Below are 18069 nucleotides of genomic sequence, written 5' to 3'. Positions count from 1 at the left end.
TGGCATGACGTTCAGAAAGTCTCTGGCAACAGCATCTCGGTGGCCCGTTCAATCTCAACTTGGCCCGAACGGGTTTCAGTTTTCGTCCCCCTCCAGAAGATACGCCAGCAAATCGCGAATCTCCTCCGGACTCAGGCGGTCGAGCAGGCCGTTGGGCATGACTGACGTCGTGAGTTCACGTCGCTCTTCGATGTCGTTCTTGTCGAGCAGGAAGATCTGGCCATCGGGGCCGACATAGGCCTGCTTCTGCCCTTCCCGACCGACAATAAGGCCGATACGGACCTTGCCGTCGACGGTGATGAGTTGTTGCGGCCGATAGTAGGGTGCCATCTCGGCGCTCGGGTTGACGATGTGTTTGAGCAGCCAGTCGGAAGAGACTCCGGTCTGATTCCGGATCGTCGACAGGTCCGGACCGATGTCGTGGCCTCGACCATTCATGGCATGGCAGCTGAAACAGTTTCCGAGTTTGGCATGGAAGAAGAGGCGACGACCGACTTCGGGATTCGGGCTGCCATCCGCTTCCCAAACCAGCTTCTTCCAGGCGGGAAGATCGCTGAGTTCGGGTTTCGGTTCGAGCTTTCGCTGCTGCGACTCAGCCGTGGAGAGGGTCCGGCTCGCTTCGGACGCGATCACTTCACTGGAACTGGCCGCCAGTTCATTGAGGATCGATTGATGCTGCTCGGCGAACGGGGCGAGCCCGGCGATTGCGTCGGCTCTGAGACTGTCATCGAGGGACTCGTCGGCGGCCACTTCCGCGAGCCGCTTCGCCCGGCCCGGATCGGGATGAATCACCAGAAGTCGGATCGCTTCCCGCCGTAGCAGTTCGTCCTGCTCCCGACTCAAGGAGTACAGCGTTCCGACCTGGAGCCGTCCTGAACTCGAATTGACACTTTGCAGCGCCAGGCCCCGCAACCTCGGAGATCGACTCGCGTCGACGGCGATCTCCGCCAGCTGGTCGTCGGGGAAGAACTCTCTCCCCGCTTCTCCCCCGATGCTCGCCAGTGCGGCGATGATCGCCCGCAGGTCGCGACGGGTCAGATCGGACCGATCAAGAAGTTGTTCCAGGGTTGATCGATACTGTTTGAGGTCCGCATCGGCGATCCATTTGATTCCGACGAAACGGACAGCGGAAGCCTCATCGGCCAGCAGGTCGGGAACAACCGCCGCGTTCTGGATGGGATCGATGCGTTTCAACGTCACGGCGGCGTGAGATCGAACTAACGGGCATTCAACGCTCTGCCAGTCGAAACCACTCAAGACGTCCGGATGACGGGTGAGAACATGCATCGCCTGTGTACGAACGTAAGGGTCATCGCTTCCCAACAGCTTGAGTGCCTGCTGTGGAGATGGACGAGCCGGCGTCTCGCGAGGGAATTCTGGATCGAGACGAACCGGCTCTTTGAACTCGATTCGCCAGATGCGGCCATGGCCGTGAACCGGGTACGAGATCTTCACCCAGTCGGTGAAGTAGAGATAGCGACCGTCGTTTGAGTACGAAAAGTGCACCGGCCGAAAATCATCGGGGCCGGTGAGGAACGGTTCGCGTGTTGCTTGAAAAGACGCTCCGTTCGGTTTCAGCGTATGGAGGTCGACACGGTTATCGGTCCACGATGCCGTGAGCAGTTTCTCTGGTCCATGAGCGATCACACCACAGGCGGCTTCGCCGAGAGCCCCGCACATCCCCAGCGTGCCGGGATTCTCACCGAACCAGCAGACGAGCGGATGCTGGCCCGAGCGGCCATAGCGATACTCGTAGCCGAAGTCGGCCCCGGGAATGATGTGCAGCAACCGGTTCGGCGGCGTGGCGTTCGGATCGTTGTCGGTTGAATACAGATTGCCGGCCAGATCATACGCCATTCCGAAGGCGTTCCAGTGGCCGGTGCTCAGTCGCTCCAGTTGAGTGCCATCGGTTCGGCAGCGATACGTCGAGCCCCCTTCTCCGCCACCGGACAGACGCACGCCATCGCTGCCGACAAACGCATAGTCGACCCCCAGGTTCTCTCCGAAACCAAACGCCAGCCAGTCGGGATGAGCGGGATCGATCGCCAGTCCGCCGACGCCGTTGTGGGGATAGTCGCCCTCCGTTTCGCAAACCACGAGCTTCTCCGGCTCGCCGTCCGCCTTCGACTTCGTCGCGGCATCCCGGAACCGCCCGATAAACCAGCGGGTACTCACATAGAGATGCCCATCCGGTCCGAACAGCAGATCGGTGCTGAAGGTGTGCCCTTCGTAGAAGATCGATCTCTTGTCGGCCACGCCGTCCCCGTCGCTATCTTCGAAGACGAGAATGCGATCGGTCTCCGGGCCCTGGTAGTCCGAAGTCCGCTTATGGGTGTGGTTCTCCTGCACGAAGACGCGACCATCCGGAGCGACGGCGATCCCGACCGGCGTGACGATGTCCGGGTTCTCCGCGAACAACGTCACGGTCTTGATGTTGGGATGATGCACGGTCGGAGTGAAGCGAGTCTTCTCCTTCGACGCCCAGGGGCGAGCTTCCTCTGCCAGAGCCAGACCTGCGTGACTGGCCAGCATCAAGAGAACGACCAGCGAGATACGAATCATGGCAGCTTCCCACACAAAGTTCAGTCGAAGTGGAACGTCAACGGCAGTTGAAAGACAGACGGCTAATCGACCAGTTCTTTACGTAAAGGTTCATCGACGATGAAGGCTTCCGGAAAGTCGGCGGACTCCACGCCGTTCCGATCACGCAGACGCTTGTTCCGCTGACGTCCTCGCGGAGGATTGAGTGGGACCTGCATGCCGCCAAGTTCGTCCATCATCTCGTAGAGACGTTTCTGCATCTGGTTCTTGATCTTCTCATAAGACGGCTCGTGGATGAGATTCGTCTGCTCCATGGGATCGGCCTGGATGTCGTAAAGTTCATCGGTATCCCAAAGGCCGTAATAGGTCGTGTACTTGTACTGATCGCCTCGCAGTGAGAAGTGCGTCGGCGTCTGCGGGAAGTTCTGCTCCCAGTAGTAGACGTAGAGAAAATAGTCCCGCCACGGAATCGACTGGCCCTGAGCAAGCGGAAGGAAACTCTGGCCATCCATGTGAGTCGGCTTCTTCAGCCCCATCGCTTCCATTACGGTCGGAGCGATGTCGATATTGGCGACGACTTCATCGACGACCGTGCCGCCCTTGATGAGTGAGGGACACTGCATGAGCATCGGCACTCGACTGGAGGTCTCGTAAGCGACACGCTTATCAATCAGTCCGTACTCACCGAACATGTAGCCGTTGTCGCCCATGTAGATGACGACCGTGTCATCGTAGATGCCCATCTTCTTCAGCTGTTCCATCACCGAGCCGATGCTGTCATCGACGGTACGCAGGGCTTCGCAGTAGCTCTTGTAATAGTCCTCTACCGGAGTGTCGGTGTGGAGAGGGAAGTCCATCCCGTGCCAGCTGTTTCGCTGATCGAGCAGCCAGCGGGGGCGGTTGCGAAGATTGTCGGTGACGGGCTCACTCGACTCCGGCAACTCAAACGGAACATCCTTCAGCGTTCCCTTGTACTTCGGTTCCGGCGTAAACGGTCCGTGCACGGCTTTGTGCGACAGGTACAGAAAGAACGGCTGCTCGGAATCGGACTGCTGCTCCAGAAACTCGACCGCTTTGCGGGTCAGCAGTGTGGTGATGTAGCCGTCCTGGGGGACACGCTTGCCATTATCGTTGAGCGTGTAATTCTCGCTCGGCGGGTAGTAATTCCCCTGCCCTTTGAAGCTGAACCAGTAATCGAAGCCGGGACGAGGCTCGTCGCTGACGTGTCCCATGTGCCATTTGCCAATGAACCCGGTCTTATAGCCGGCGTCCTGCAGATACTGCGGAAAGAACAGCGTTCCTTCGGGAACGGGACGCTGATTGTCGATGACGCGATGCCGGAACGTATACAGCCCGGTCAGAATCGAAGCCCGGCTCGGCGAGCAGAGAGACGTCGTCACGAAGGCGTTCTTCAGGTGAGCGCCGTTCCTGGCCATCGCATCCATGTGCGGCGTCTTCGCCAGCGGATGTCCCATGAAACTCATCGCGTCGTAGCGATGGTCGTCGGAAAGGATGAAGACCACGTTCCGCGGCTTCGCACCTTCGATCTTCTCTGAAGCCACGGTCTCGGGCACGGGGACGACGTCGGCCTGGATCGTTGTTGAGAAGGCCCCGGAACTGCAACAGACGGCACACAACAACAGACTTCGGATCACAGTCATACTCGCTCTCCTCACATCGGCGTTCGTTCAATTGAGACGACTGAACTTTAGAGGATCGCCGCGAGTCTGTCATGCAACCCGAACTGCAGAAGCCGGGATGATCCCGAACATTCTGGCCGCTTCAACGCCGCTGCAATTAGGCAATGATTTCGTCGATCGGATGACCGTGGTCGATCTCGAGTCGTTTCCGTCCGGGGATCTCGAGTTTGCGGGAATCGAGGCCGAGCTGCTTGAGGATTGTCGCGTGGATGTCGGTGACGTAATGCCGATTCTCGATGGCGTGGAAGCCGATCTCATCGGTGGCTCCATGCACGACGCCGCGTTTCAGCCCGCCCCCTGCCATCCAGACGGAGAAGCCGTAGATGTGATGGTCGCGACCGTCGCTTCCCTGCGAGCCGGGTGTCCGCCCGAACTCCGATGCGAAGACCACAAGTGTTTCGTCGAGCATGCCCCGCTGATCGAGATCCTGCAACAACGCCCCGATCGGTTGATCGACGGCGAGCGAGTTCCTCGTGTGGTTGGCTTTCAGCTTTCCGTGAGCATCCCACGCCCCTGCTCCGCCGCCGCCATGCTGGATCTGAATAAAGCGCACGCCCTGCTCAACAAGCCGGCGGGCAGCGAGCAGTTGCATTCCAAAGTCCCGGCAATGCGGCTGGTTCAGTCCGTACCTCTCCTGCGTCGCCGCCGACTCCTGCGAGAAGTCGACGATGTTGGGAATCGATGTCTGCATCCGGAAGGCCAGCTCGTAGGAGGCAATCCGAGCCGCCATCGCCTGATCACGGGGGTACTCGATCTGACGCTGGTTGTTGAGCTGCTGAATGAGATCCTGGCCGATCTCCTGAGCGGACCGCGAGAACTCGACTTCCGGCTTGCTGAAATCGAGGGGGTTCTTCGGATCAACTCGCATCGGCACGGCATCGTGAGCGGGCCCCAGATAGTGCCCGTCCCGCTTGTTCCAGTACTCGCGTTTGCCCATGGAAATGAACTGCGGCAGATTCTCGTTGAGTGCCCCGAGCCCATAGTGCACCCAGGCGCCCAACGTGGGGAACGCACCGTCGTTGAGATGGCGGCCCGAATGAAACTGGGTCTGTGCCCCGTGGTTGCTGTCGGTGGTATACATCGACCGCACAACCGCCAGCTTGTCGGCCTGCTTCGCGATATGCGGAAACCAGTCGCTGATCTCGATCCCGCTTTCGCCGTGTTTCTTGTGACCAATCTGCAGCGGATAAAGCTTGTTTCGCTGGTTGCCGTTCGCATCAGGAGCGGAGACGCGGGCCAGTGCGAGTTTCTCCGGATCCTGTGTATCGGCGAAGGGAGTTTCGGCGATCGTTTTTCCGCCGTACTTCGAGAGCATCGGCTTGGGGTCGAAGCTCTCCATCTGACTGACGCCGCCGTTCATGAAGAGCCAGATAACGCTCTTCGCCTTGGGCTGAAAGTGCGGATCACCCGTGGGCGGGGCCCAGGCGGCTTCGTGAGCGCGCGATTCATTCTGCAGCATCGCGCCGAGAGCGAGGCCGGTGAACCCCATGCCCATGTCGGCCAGAAAGGTTCGTCGCTGGCAATGGTTCAGCTGATAGTCGTTCATGGTCGGTCTCCGTCAGCGAAGTGTCTCTAGCGCAGCGTGACAAAATCGTTGTGATTGATCAGCGTCCAGATCAGATTGGCCCGAGCCGAGTCGTCGGTCGCATCAGGCAACTCTCTCCAGGCAGACATAGCAGACTGACAGGCGGCAATCTCAGTCTCAGTGGCATCGATTGCCAGCACTTGCAGGAATGCCTGTCGGATGAATTCTTCTTCGTCCGCATGCGTTTTCGTCAGGGCAGCGGCGATCACACCGGACGATTCGAGCACCAGTTCGCTGTTCGAAAGTGCCAGTGCCTGCTGTGGCACCACACTCTGTTCGCGGCGATAGCACTCGGTGACCGATGCTTCATCGAAGGTCGTAAGCAACAGGTTTCGATCGTTGTTCGAATGATAGAAGTAAAGGCTGCGTCGTCGCGACTTGTCCTGTTCATTCGGAGCAACGCTCGGCCCGCCCATGGTTTCATCGAGCGTTCCCGCGAGAGCGAGCACGGAATCGCGAACGGCCTGCGATTCGAGGCGAATCGGAACGCGTCTCCACCAGTACTGGTTATCCGGGTCTTTCGCGAGCTTCTGTTCCGCTCCGGTCGTTGTCGACGCCATGCGATACGTGCTCGAAGTCACGATCAGGCGATGGATATGCTTCATGCTCCAGCCATTGTCCATGAGCTCGGAAGCAAGCCAGTCGAGCAATTCGGGATGAGTCGGAGTCGCCCCGTTGCGACCGAAATCAAAGGTCGTCGCCACCAGTGGCTGCCCGAAGTGCCGAGTCCAGAGATGATTCACGGCGACCCGAGCAGTGAGGGGATTGCGACGATCAGTGACCCATTTTGCGAGAGCCGTGCGACGGCCCGTGCTCGTTTCCGGGAAGGCGATTTCAGGATCGTCCTTGCCGGTGTACTGAAACCGGGTCGCTGACCATTTGGCTCCCGGCAATCTTGTGAACGTCGCGTCTTCGGCAACCTCCTGCTCAAGCGTTTTCTGCGCTTTGGCCAGAGCCTCCTCCGCTTTCCTGTGCTTCTCTTCGGCGGCCTTCCGCTTATCTTTGGTGGCTCGCTCCAGTGCAAAGGCGGCGTTGAGGAGTTCGACATTCGCCTTATTGACCGCCATACGCTGTTCGGAGCGAATCGCTTCGATGCGCAGTTGTCGGGCCTGTTCTGAACCGGGTTTCTCCCACGAAGCTCTCATCGCTTCTGCTCGGGCGAGAACGCTGCTCAACTCGGCCTGTGCGACCTCAGTATTGGCGGTCGCCAGTTTCAGGTCGCGTCGTGCTTCGGCCAGTTCATCGGTTGCGCCCGTGGCTGCCGAGCCTGGTGTTCTCAGCGTCACATCGGCCGGCAGGGCCGTGAGATGAAACTCCTGAATCGTCGCCAGGGCATCAAACGTGATGAGCTGCATCGCTCCCGGCGTCCTCGGAACCGGAGACTGCCAGATGACCGTTGGTTCCTCATCAAGGAAGACATTCATCAGCGGACCGCGAACCTGCAGCCGGAGGGTGTATCCCGTATTCAACTCCAGTTCCACCGCCTTCTTCCCGTCGCCCGGGTATCGCCATGTCCCGTTGTCATCGTAGGACGCCTGAACCTTCTGGCCGGGCGCGTGTGCACTGGCGTAGACCAGGAACTTGGGGTCAACGGTTTGGCCATCGGCAGCCGAGGGGCCATCGAAGGCAATCCCAACGCTTCGATATCGGCTGCCTCCCTGAATCGTGAATCGTAAGGTCGCTTCGAAGTCACGCGGGGCGTTCTGCAACAGCTGAAGAATCGACCGTTGTGGACCGTCGAGCGATTGCTGAACCTGTCCGGGACTGTGGCTCCAGTCGCCCGGTCCCAGCTTCCAGCGGGTCTCATCGAGCGTGGCGAAGGTTTCATGAATCGGAGCGAAGGACGGCGTTTCTTCCGGAGTCATCTCGTCGCCGTCAGGAGCGGCTTCGTTCTCGACCTTTTCCAGTCGCGCTTCTGCAGCCTTCTGCTTAGTGAGGGCGGCCGCAACTTTCTGCTCGGCGGCAGCGATATGATTCTCCAGAACCCACGGCTGCCGGGCCGGTTCGGCAGCGACTTCGGGAAGCGCGACCTCTTCGACCTCAAGCGGCGCAAACTCCAACAATGCCGGCACGCCCGGTTTGATCACTTCCGACTCATCCGGTTGAGCCTCATCGCCGCGGATGTGCAAGTACGTCGGCTCTTCCGGCAACCCGTCGAAGACGCGGGGGATGCCGTCGTTCTCGAACTTGGGCTCGCCGGGAACCATGTCCATTCGGACCAGATAGGATTCGAAGAAGGCTCGCATCTTGTAATAGTCAACATGCGTAATCGGATCGAACTTGTGATCGTGACACTTCGCGCAGTTCGTTGTCAGGCCAAGCAGCCCCTTGCCAACATGCTCGACGGTTTCGTCCATCCAGCGGGTGCGGTTGAAGATGTAATAGTTGCGGGCCAGAAAGGCCGTCGCCCGAAGTTTGTCGGGATCGCCGGGAGCGAGTTCATCAGCCGCCAGCATGAGGCGGAGCATCTCGTCGTACGGAGCATCGCGGTTCAATGACTCAACAATCCAGTCCCGCCAGTGCCACATGTGCGGCTGGCTATTCCGAAGCTGATTCCTGAAGCCCCACCAGTCGCTGTACCGCCAGATATCCATCCAGTGCCGAGCCCAGCGTTCACCGTGACGCGGATCGGCCAGTAAACGCTCAACCGCTCTCTCGTACCAGTCCGGCGAGGAATCGTTCAGACATTCGGCAATCTCTTCGGCAGTTGGCGGCAGGCCGGTCAAATCGAACGAGAGTCGTCGCAGCAGTTGAATTCGCGAGGCTTCGCCCTGAGGCTGCAGCCCCTGGCTTTCTTGTCCGGCGGCGATCCAGGCATCGATCGGATTGCGAACCCAGCCCGCGTTCTTCACTTCGGGGACAACAGGGCGTTCAACAGGCTGGAAGGCCCAGTGCTGACTCGGGTCCTGCTCGGGTTCTTCATCCGCGGGAGCGGCGGCTCCGGTGGTGATCCAGTCCTGCAAGATCTCGATCTGCTCGGAAGAGAACGGCTCTCCTTCAAACTCCGGCGGCATCCGCAGAGCCGGGTCTGGCTCGGCCACGCGTTCAATAAGCAGACTCTCCGTGGCCGGTGTGCCGGGAATGATCGCCGGGCCAGAATCACCTCCCTGTTTGATGAACTCGGCGGTATCGAGGCGAAGCCCACCTTCCTGCTTCAGCGCTCCGTGACAGGCGAAACATCGCTCGCGAAGCAACGTCTTGACCTGAGTGAGGTAGTCCACATCTGCGGACTCAGAATAAGCGGTCTGCGGGCAGCACACTCCCAGGAGTGCGAATGTCGTGCAGAGAATGCGGATGAGTCTCATCGGGCAACCTTGTCGGGCTGGAGACTGATTAACGTCGTCGTCGATCGCTCCAAAGAGTCGATCAGCCGCAAGACGTCAACCACGGGGGCATCGTCATGGTGGGGCATTCAGCTTACGGGGATCGCCGACTTTTCACAATCCGATAACCGATTCTGAACAGTTTCTGGCGAGCCGGGTCTCAGGCCCGCGCCTCGAATTCGGCCTCCATTACGCGATGCTCCAGAGGAGTCTCGGGCCCTTGGACTTGATTACAGGGGACCGCCCGGCATAATCTCAACACATTCGGGACCGTTCATGCGTCGCGTCCCTGCTCTCAGCAGAGCCCACCGGCTCTTTCCGCTGTTTGTCTCAACTCTATCCAGCTCAAGGCTCATCCGCGTCCATGACAGCCAGATCAAAATCCGTAATTATCCAATACGTCCAGGGGTTGTTGTTCCTGTTGCCGACATTGCTTGTCGCTCAGACCAGCTATTCCGCCGAACCTTTCAAGTTTCAGAAGAACGATGTCGTTGCTATTTACGGCAACGGTCTCGCCGACCGCATGCAGCACAGTCCGTGGGTCGAGACGGTTCTGCAAAGCAACCTGAAAGACATGAATGTCCGTTTCCGGAACATGAGCTTTTCCGGCGACATGGTCAATCAGCGTCCGCGTAACAAGGGTTTCACAAACGACGAGGAATATCTCCAGCACGTCGCCCCGACCGTTGTCTTCATCATGTACGGCTACAACGAATCGTTTGCCGGAGCCGAGGGAGCGGATGCCTATCAGGCGGAACTGGTCAAACTCGTTGAGAAGTATCGCGCCCTCCGCAAAGACGATGACGTCGATGCCCGCTTCGTCCTGTTTAGTCCCATTGCCTACGAGAACACGGGCAACCCGAATCTGCCCGATGGCGTTCAACTGAATGCAAACCTTGCGGCTTACACCCAGGCGACGCGCCGGGCCGCGGCTGACGCCGACGCCACATTTGTCGACCTGTATTCACCGACGTTTCAGCTGTTCGCCTCCAGCCCGGAACAGTTCACGCTCAACGGGATTCATCTGAACGCCGAGGGTTATCGTGAGCTGGCGGAGATTATCTCCAAAGCCCTGCTGAAGAAACCCGCCGCTCCCGCCGAAAGCCTCACCGAGGTTTACGCCGCTGTGCAGGACAAGAACTGGCACTGGCACAACCGCTACCGGGCCACCGACGGGAACGACGTCTGGGGAAGCCGGTCGACGCTGACCTTCGTCAACAACCAGAGCAACGCCGACGTCCTCAAGCACGAGTTGACCATGCTCGACGTCATGACCGCCAACCGCGATCCCGTGATTTGGGCGGCTACCGAGGGTCGCACTCTCGAAGCCGACGACAGCAACGTTCCGCCTCCCGTAAAGGTTATTTCCAATGTGGGCGGGGGCAGCAAGAGTTCCAGCAAGGATAAGGAAGGCACGACGGAGTATCTGAGTCCTGAAGAAAGTCTCGCTCAGATCACCGTGCCCGAAGGCTTTGAACTCAACGTCTTCGCCTCCGAGCAGATTTTCCCCGAGATGGCCAACCCGGTTCAGATGCAGGTCGACAGCAAGGGGCGCCTCTGGGTGGCCTGCTGGAACACCTATCCCAAATGGGAACCGCTGAAGGAAATGAACGACTCGCTGATGATCCTGGAGGACACCGACAACGACGGCGTCGCCGATAAGAAGACGATCTTCGCTCACGTTCACAACCCGCTCGGATTCGAATTCTGGAACGATGGCGTTGTTGTCACCTCTGGTCCGGATCTCCTGTTCCTGCAGGACACCGATGGCGACGACAAAGCCGATACCCGCTCGATCCTGCTGCAGGGACTCGGAACTTCCGACACCCACCACGCGGCCAACAACCTGATCTATGGACCGGACGGCGGCATCTACTGGCAGAGTGGGATTTTCCTCGTGCATAACCACGAGACCCCCTGGCGGCAGAACCTGAACATCGGCGATTCTGGAATGTATCGCTTTGATCCCCGCACGTTCGTGATCACTCCGCACGCGGGCAACTCTCCCAACCCGCACGGCACCAGTTTCGACTACTGGGGTTACTGCTACGCCAACGACGGGACCGGCGGACGCTCTTATCAGGTCCGGCCGGAAGGCAAGGGATTCAAAATGCACGAGCTGCTGACCAAGGAATTCCGCCCGGTCGCAGCCGATGAAATCCTTTCGTCGAATCACTTCCCCGAAGACATGCAGCAGGACTTCCTGATCTGCAACACGATCGGCTTCCTCGGCGTCAAGCAATACGATCTCGATCGCGATGGCGACGGCAAGGATCGCAAGTTTGGCGAAGTCTGGGGAACGCCCGGAATGGAACTGCTCAACAGCACCGACCGCAACTTCCGCCCGACCGATGCGATCGTTGGTTCCGACGGAGCCCTGTACGTCTCCGACTGGTGCAACGTCATCATCGGGCATATGCAGCACAACATCCGCGACCCTAATCGCGACCATCAGCACGGCCGTATCTTCCGGCTTACTGTCAAGGATCGCCCGCTGCAGAAGCCGGTCGAGATCGAGGGACAGCCGATCGCTGATCTGCTGGATAACCTGAAGCATCCCGTCAACGGTATCCGTCATCGCACGCGTGTCGAGCTGAGCTCGCATGATCCGAAGAAGGTCATCGCCGCCACGAAGAAATGGATGGTCGGGCTCGATCCAAACGATGAAACCGAAGCTCACCATCTGCTCGAAGCACTCTGGGTTCACCAGCAGTTCAACGTCAAGAATGACGAGCTGCTCAAGAAGCTGCTCAACTCGAGTGTGCAGCATGCAGTTGTCGCTGCCAAAACGGTCGAGCACTTCTGGTACAACGTCGACGCCAAGGGAGCCAGTGGCTTCGTGGCTCCGGCGGAAATCGAGTTCGTGAAGTACGATCCTCCCAAGCACCTCAGCCCGGAAGATCAGAAAGTTTACGAACTGGGAGCGGCTGTCTATCAGCGGGAAGCTCACTGTGCGACCTGTCACCTGGCGCATGGCAAGGGGAACGGAATTACCTATCCGTCTCTGGTCAGCAGTGCCTGGGTCAACGGGAGTGAAGAACGGCTGATCAAGATGGCTCTCCACGGGATGTGGGGCAAACTGACCGTGCATGGCAAGACGTATGATCCTGCCCGCGGCGTCCCACCGATGACCGCGTTCAAGAATTTGCTCAACGATGAGGAAATGGCCGCGGTGCTGACGTTCGTCCGGAACACCTGGGGGAACGCGGCTTCCACGATCGCCCCGGAGAAAGTCTCCCGGGTGCGAGCAGAGACCGCCGAGCGTTCCATCTTCTGGAATCCGGATGAACTGCTCGCCGAGCATCCGCTGGAAGCGGAACTCGTTCTGGCAGACATTGGAATTCACGAAGAAGAGCTTTCCAATATCGAACTGGAGAACGAACTCCTCGGCATCGATCCGGCGGAACTGGCCAAGATCGCCATGGAGAGCGGCAACGCGGATCGCGGTAAGACACTCTTCTATAAATCGGCAGCCGCGTGTGCCTCCTGTCACGATCCCGCTCCCGGTGCTCCGCGCATCGGTCCGGAACTGGCAAAACTGACGAGCGTTCTGCAACCCGTTGAAGTGATTGATTCGGTCCTGCGCCCTTCCAAGCGGATCGATAAGGACTTCGCGCAGGTCACCGTTGTCACGATCGACGGGAAAATCGTCACCGGGATTCGTGTTTCCGAGAATGATGACGAACTGGTCATGAGAAACCTGGCCCAGCCATCACCCATCGTCATCAAACAGGATGACATCGAAGACGTCGTCGATTCTCGTACGTCGCTGATGCCCGCGAACCTCACGAGAACTCTCAAGGATCGTGAAGAGTTCAACGACCTGATGAAATACGTGATCGAAGTCCGGAAACGATAATCCGGTCGGTTCGAGTTGTCTCAAGACGGCGCTGTTCAGCAGCGCCGTCTTTTTTTTGCCTGCACGTTGGGTGGCTGCTGCGTCCGTCGCCGCGCCAATGAACAGGGGCACCCCTGTCTCAGTCCGTGTTTTTGGTACGATTCGCCTCAGGTTTTCTTCAAAATGCCCCCGGCGGTCACAAAAGTTATGGTATAACGGGGCTGACTTTGAGAGAAATTGCCTCATCGCCACCCTCCAGCGCTGACCAGGAAAGAACGGGCATGGATGAAACTGCTCCCTCGATGCATGAACTGCCGATCGCTCTTGAGCGGGACAACTTCGTTCGGACTTTGCTCAGGGAGCTTTCCGGTTCCCTGCAGGAGATTGTCGGACTGCAGGAAGCTTCGGGCTTCATCAGCATCGTCGGCCAGCGGATGGGGGAGCAGATTAACGAGCAGTATCTCTCCGGGTTGCAGGTCGATCATCTAACGCGAGAACAGGTCGCTGAAGTCCTCGTCGACCTCAAGCGGCGGATCCAGGGTGACTTTTACATCATCGAACAGACTGACGAGAAGATTGTGCTCGGTAATCGGGCCTGTCCGTTCGGCGAAAAGGTCCTCGACCGCCCTTCCCTGTGCATGATGACCTCGAACGTTTTTGGTGTCATCGCAGCTGAGAACCTGGGATACTCCAAAGTCGTGATCGAAGAAGCGATCGCGAGAGGTGATGCCGGATGCCGGGTGGTTGTGCACCTCAAACCGTCCGAAGCTGCCAAAGCCGCTGAAGGTCGTGAGTATTTCCGAGGCTGATGTTGATGTCTCCTGAACAGTTTCGTACGTGGTCAGCACTGCTTTCTGAAGCGGTCCTCCTGGTGGCTCGTGACGGCCAGATTCTCGCTGTCAACGCCGGAGTCCTCCAGTTGGGGTTCGAACCTCCCCATTTCGAGGGAAGGAGCCTGTTCGATCTGACCTCGACGTCTCCCGATGCCTTGCGCGACTTTCTGCGTCTCTGTTCTCGCAGCCGCCAGCCGGTGTTCAGCTCGCTGAGTCTCCAGGGCTCCGACGGAGAGGTCCACTTCCGCTGCGACGGGATGCTTGCCAATCACGAGTCGGAAGGGGGCGCGACAACACTGCTGCTCAAGCTCACTCCGCGACAGGCTTCGGTCCGCCATTACCGATTGGTTAATGAGAAGATTGCCGAACTGAATGGGGAAATCGAGCGTCGTATTGGCCTGGAAAAGGAACTGCAGGAGCGGAATGAATACCTTCACGTCACTCTGACCAGCATCGGCGATGGCGTGATTGTGACCGACGTGGATGGTCGCGTGACGCTCATGAACAAGGTCGCGGAAGAACTGACCGGCTGGACCACAGAATCGGCCAGCGGCGTCCCACTCGAAACTGTGTTCCACATCATCAATGAATCAACCCGTCAAGAGGTCCCTAATCCCGCCCTCAAATCGCTGAAGGTCGGCACGATCGTCGGCCTCGCGAACCATACCTTGCTGATCGACCGGAACGGCAACGAGCGACCGATCGATGACAGTGCCGCCCCGATTTTCTCTCGGGCCGGCGAGGTCGTTGGGGCAATTCTGGTCTTTCACGATGTCACCGCTCGTAGAGCTTCCGAGCGGAAGCTTGAGCAGAGTGAAGCCCGCCAGCGGGCGATGTTCGAGACGGCTTTGGACGGCATTATTACGTTCGAGGAAGCCGGCCGTATCGTCGAGTTCAATCCGGCTGCGGAGGAATTGCTGGGCTATCGCTGTGCCAACGTGATCGGTCGCGATCTGGCCGACCTGATTCTTCCCAGCCAACATCGTGCAGAACACAGTCAGGAATTGACGAGCTTTCTAAGCACGGACGACGGACTTGCCGCGGGAGCGAGGCTGGACCTGTTCGTCCGCCGATCCGATGGAAGCGAGTTTCCCGCGGAGATCACGCTCACGCACGTTCCCATGGATGGCTCGTCACTTTACACTGCGTATATCCGAGACATCACCGAACGAAAGCGAAATGAGCGGTATCGTAATGCCCGTCACGCGGGGACACAGGTACTCACGAATGCAACATCGGTCCAACAAGGTGTTCAGGGCGTTCTCCAGGCGCTTTGTCGTACGCTGGACTGGCAGATTGGTGTCTTCTGGGCGATAGACGACCGGGGCGAGTCGCTGATTTTCCGGGACTGTTATAACCATACCGGGACCGCATCGACGGCCTTTGAATCGGCAAGTCGGCAACGGAGTTTCCCCTATGGAGAAGGCCTTCCCGGGCGTGTCTGGGCCGAACGCCGTCCGCACTGGATTCTGGATGTGACGCAACATCCCAAGTTTCCCCGGGCCCCCGCCGCGATCTCAGAAGGTCTCCGCAGTGCATTTGCCTGTCCAGTCGGCGTTGGCGACCAGACTCTGGGTGTTATCGAGTTCTTCAATACGGGCATCAAAGAGCCGGACGCCGATCTGCTCGAGATGACCGAGAACGTCGCCAGTCATCTCGGCCAGTTCATCGAACGAAAGGCGGCCGAAGAGCGACTGCGGGACAGTCTGGAAGAACTGACAGATTTCTTTCAGAAGGCCACCGTCGGGCTGCACTGGGTCGCGGGGGATGGCACGATTATCGAAGCCAATCAGGCCGAGTTGGACCTGCTCGGTTACAGCCGGGAAGAATACGTCGGACGGCCCATTAGCGACTTTCACGCGGACGAGGAAGTCATTGCCGACATTCTTGAGCGACTGTCGGCCGGCGAACAACTCCGCGAATACCCGTCGCGGCTCGTCTGCAAAGATGGCTCGTTGAAAGAAGTCCTGATCGACTCCAGCGTGAGATGGAAGGATGGACAGTTCCTTCATACTCGCTGCTTTACCAGAGATGTGACCGATCGAAACCGAGCCGAGGCACGACTGCGGGAGGAGGAACAGAAAACCCGCAATGTGCTGGAGAGCATTTCGGACGCGTTCTTCGCCGTCGACCAGAACTGGCGATTCACCTACGTCAATCCACATGCTGAAAAACTTCTGAAGAACAAGTGCCTGGACTTACTCGGGCACGTGATGTGGGACAAATATCCCGGGCTGGCGGGGAGCGAATTCGAGAAGGTCTATCGAAAGGCCGCCCGAGAGCTGAAAACGCTCTCGGTCACCTCTTATTACCCCGATCACGACCGCTGGTACGAAGTCCACGCCTATCCGGCCGCAGATGGTATCTCCGTTTACTTTCGAGATGTCAGTCAACGAAAGCGGAATGAAGCTGTGCTGGATGCCCAGAAACGGGCTCTGGAACTCCTCGTTCGCGGTGCTCCCCTAACCGATGTCCTCGACGCACTTTGCGAGATCATCGAAAGTCAAAGCGATCAACGGTTCATCGCCACCATTCTTCTGGTCGACGAATCCGGGCAGTGTCTTCGCTCCACGGCTGGACTTCGGGCGCCGGCGGAGTACTCCGCGGCCGTCGATGGTTGCCCCATCCAACATGGGAACGGGTCCTGTGGCACAGCCGCTTTTCTCAAAGAACCCGTGATCGTCTCCGATATTGAAACGGATCCGTTATGGAAGAACTATCGCGATCTGGCCCTTAGCCACAACTTGCGGGCCTGCTGGTCGACTCCGATCTTTTCCTCGACAAACGACGTGCTGGGAACTTTCGCGGTCTATTCGCCTGCTCCTGGGCACCCGACAATGGACCAGCTGAATCTGATGGAGGTGCTGGCCCGCACAGCCGCCATCGCCGTTGAACGAAGACGGGACGAAGAAGCACTCCGAGTCGCCGATCGTCGAAAAGACGAGTTTCTGGCCACACTTGCTCACGAGTTGCGAAATCCCCTCGCCCCTATTCGCACGGGGCTGGAAGTGATGAAACTGTGCCAGGACGATCCCGAGACCCTGGAAGAGATCCGGCAGACCATGGAGCGTCAGACTCAGCAGTTGATCATCCTCGTCGATGATCTGCTCGACGTTTCGCGGATTACGCGCGGGAAACTCGAGCTCAGGAAAAGTCAGGTTTGCCTGGCCGATGTCCTGCAAAGCGCCCGGGAAGCCTCAGAACCGTTTATCGTCGAAGCCGGTCATGAGTTCACGGTGGCGATCCCCGAGGAATCAATTTATTTGCACGCGGACCCGCATCGTCTCGCACAGGTTGTCTCCAACCTGCTCAACAACGCCGCCAAATACACTCCCAACGGCGGAAAGATCTCACTTGAGGTCGTTCCGGTCGATGAACAAGTCTCCATCTCAGTGACCGACAACGGTATCGGAATTCCTGCGGAAATGCAGACGAGCGTCTTCGAAATGTTCACCCAGATCGAACATTGCGCGGAGAAGTCCTATGCCGGACTCGGCATCGGGTTGACGCTCGTGAAATCCCTGGTCGAGATGCACGGCGGTGAGATCACCGTGGAAAGCGACGGCGAGAATCGCGGAAGCACCTTCCGCGTTCAACTCCCCGTGCTCCGGGAACCGGTCCAGATCACACATCAGCCCCCGGCCGTCAGTCAGAATAACGGCAGCTTTCGCGTCCTGATCGTCGACGACAACAAGTCTGCGGCAGATATGCTCGGCCTCATTGTTGAAGCTCTGGGCCATGAGGTCCGCTACGCAGCCGACGGACACGAAGCCGTCGCCACGACAATGGAGTTTCGCCCCGAAGTCGTTCTGATGGATCTCGGGATGCCTCGGATGGACGGTTACGAGGCGGCTCGCCACCTTCGCCAGCAGCCTTGGGGAACGGACCTGACGCTGGTCGCTCTGACCGGCTGGGGCCAGGACGAGGACAAACGACGAACCCGGGAAGCCGGCTTCGATCTCCATCTTGTTAAACCTGCGGAACAATCGGACCTGGAAAAAGTCTTCGGGACCATGAGTGATCGCCGCAGCACCCCGAAGGGGTCATCGACTCACTGAGACGTCCGGCAATTTCGAGAAACAAACTGGCCGATACCATTAACGGACTTTGGGGTTCGAAGAGCTTCCCCGACGCCTGAACGGTCTTGCATCAAGACTTGCAGATGTTAAAATTGATTCTCGGCCCGCTCGTCATGCTCTCCGTACGCCCCACCCGCTTGATGTGTCCACATTCAATTCCTGTTGCGGTC

Annotated in this window: 7 protein-coding genes; 3 read left to right on the top strand and 4 right to left on the bottom strand. The window is 58.7% G+C overall.

Annotated elements, in window-relative coordinates; translation table 11 throughout:
• Nucleotides 1-75: 75 nt before the first annotated feature.
• The 4 genes from L1A08_RS20520 to L1A08_RS20505 form a co-directional block, all read right to left on the bottom strand.
• Nucleotides 76-2562: a PVC-type heme-binding CxxCH protein gene (locus L1A08_RS20520; protein ID WP_238758411.1), complete on the bottom strand. Its 2487-nt coding sequence runs from the start codon at nucleotides 2560-2562 to the stop codon at nucleotides 76-78.
• A 62-nt stretch (nucleotides 2563-2624) separates the two neighbouring features.
• Nucleotides 2625-4202 (bottom strand): sulfatase family protein, encoded by a 1578-nt coding sequence (locus tag L1A08_RS20515; protein ID WP_238758410.1) that lies wholly within the window; start codon nucleotides 4200-4202, stop codon nucleotides 2625-2627.
• Nucleotides 4203-4338: 136 nt separating this feature from the next.
• A complete protein-coding gene (locus L1A08_RS20510; RefSeq protein WP_238758409.1) occupies nucleotides 4339-5787 on the bottom strand; it encodes a DUF1501 domain-containing protein in 1449 nt (482 codons plus the stop codon).
• Between the two features lie 26 nt (nucleotides 5788-5813).
• Nucleotides 5814-9131, bottom strand: coding sequence for a DUF1553 domain-containing protein (locus tag L1A08_RS20505; protein ID WP_238758408.1), 3318 nt, complete (start codon nucleotides 9129-9131; stop codon nucleotides 5814-5816).
• Between the two features lie 382 nt (nucleotides 9132-9513).
• On the opposite strand from L1A08_RS20505, the gene L1A08_RS20500 reads away from it, so the two are divergent.
• The 3 genes from L1A08_RS20500 (at nucleotide 9514) to L1A08_RS20490 (ending at nucleotide 17878) form a co-directional block, all read left to right on the top strand.
• Nucleotides 9514-13008: a PVC-type heme-binding CxxCH protein gene (locus L1A08_RS20500; RefSeq protein ID WP_238758407.1), complete on the top strand. Its 3495-nt coding sequence runs from the start codon at nucleotides 9514-9516 to the stop codon at nucleotides 13006-13008.
• 260 nt (nucleotides 13009-13268) lie between these two features.
• A complete protein-coding gene (locus L1A08_RS20495) occupies nucleotides 13269-13796 on the top strand; it encodes a methanogen output domain 1-containing protein (RefSeq protein ID WP_238758406.1) in 528 nt (175 codons plus the stop codon).
• A gap of 5 nt (nucleotides 13797-13801) precedes the next feature.
• Nucleotides 13802-17878: a PAS domain S-box protein gene (locus L1A08_RS20490; RefSeq protein ID WP_238758405.1), complete on the top strand. Its 4077-nt coding sequence runs from the start codon at nucleotides 13802-13804 to the stop codon at nucleotides 17876-17878.
• The last annotated feature ends 191 nt before the right edge of the window (nucleotides 17879-18069 follow it).

Origin of the sequence: Rubinisphaera margarita (genome assembly GCF_022267515.1) — a bacterium.
Classification (GTDB): Bacteria; Planctomycetota; Planctomycetia; order Planctomycetales; family Planctomycetaceae; genus Rubinisphaera; species Rubinisphaera margarita.
The sequence above is the reverse complement of the archived record's forward strand: the minus strand, read 5'-3'. Positions and strand labels throughout refer to the sequence as shown.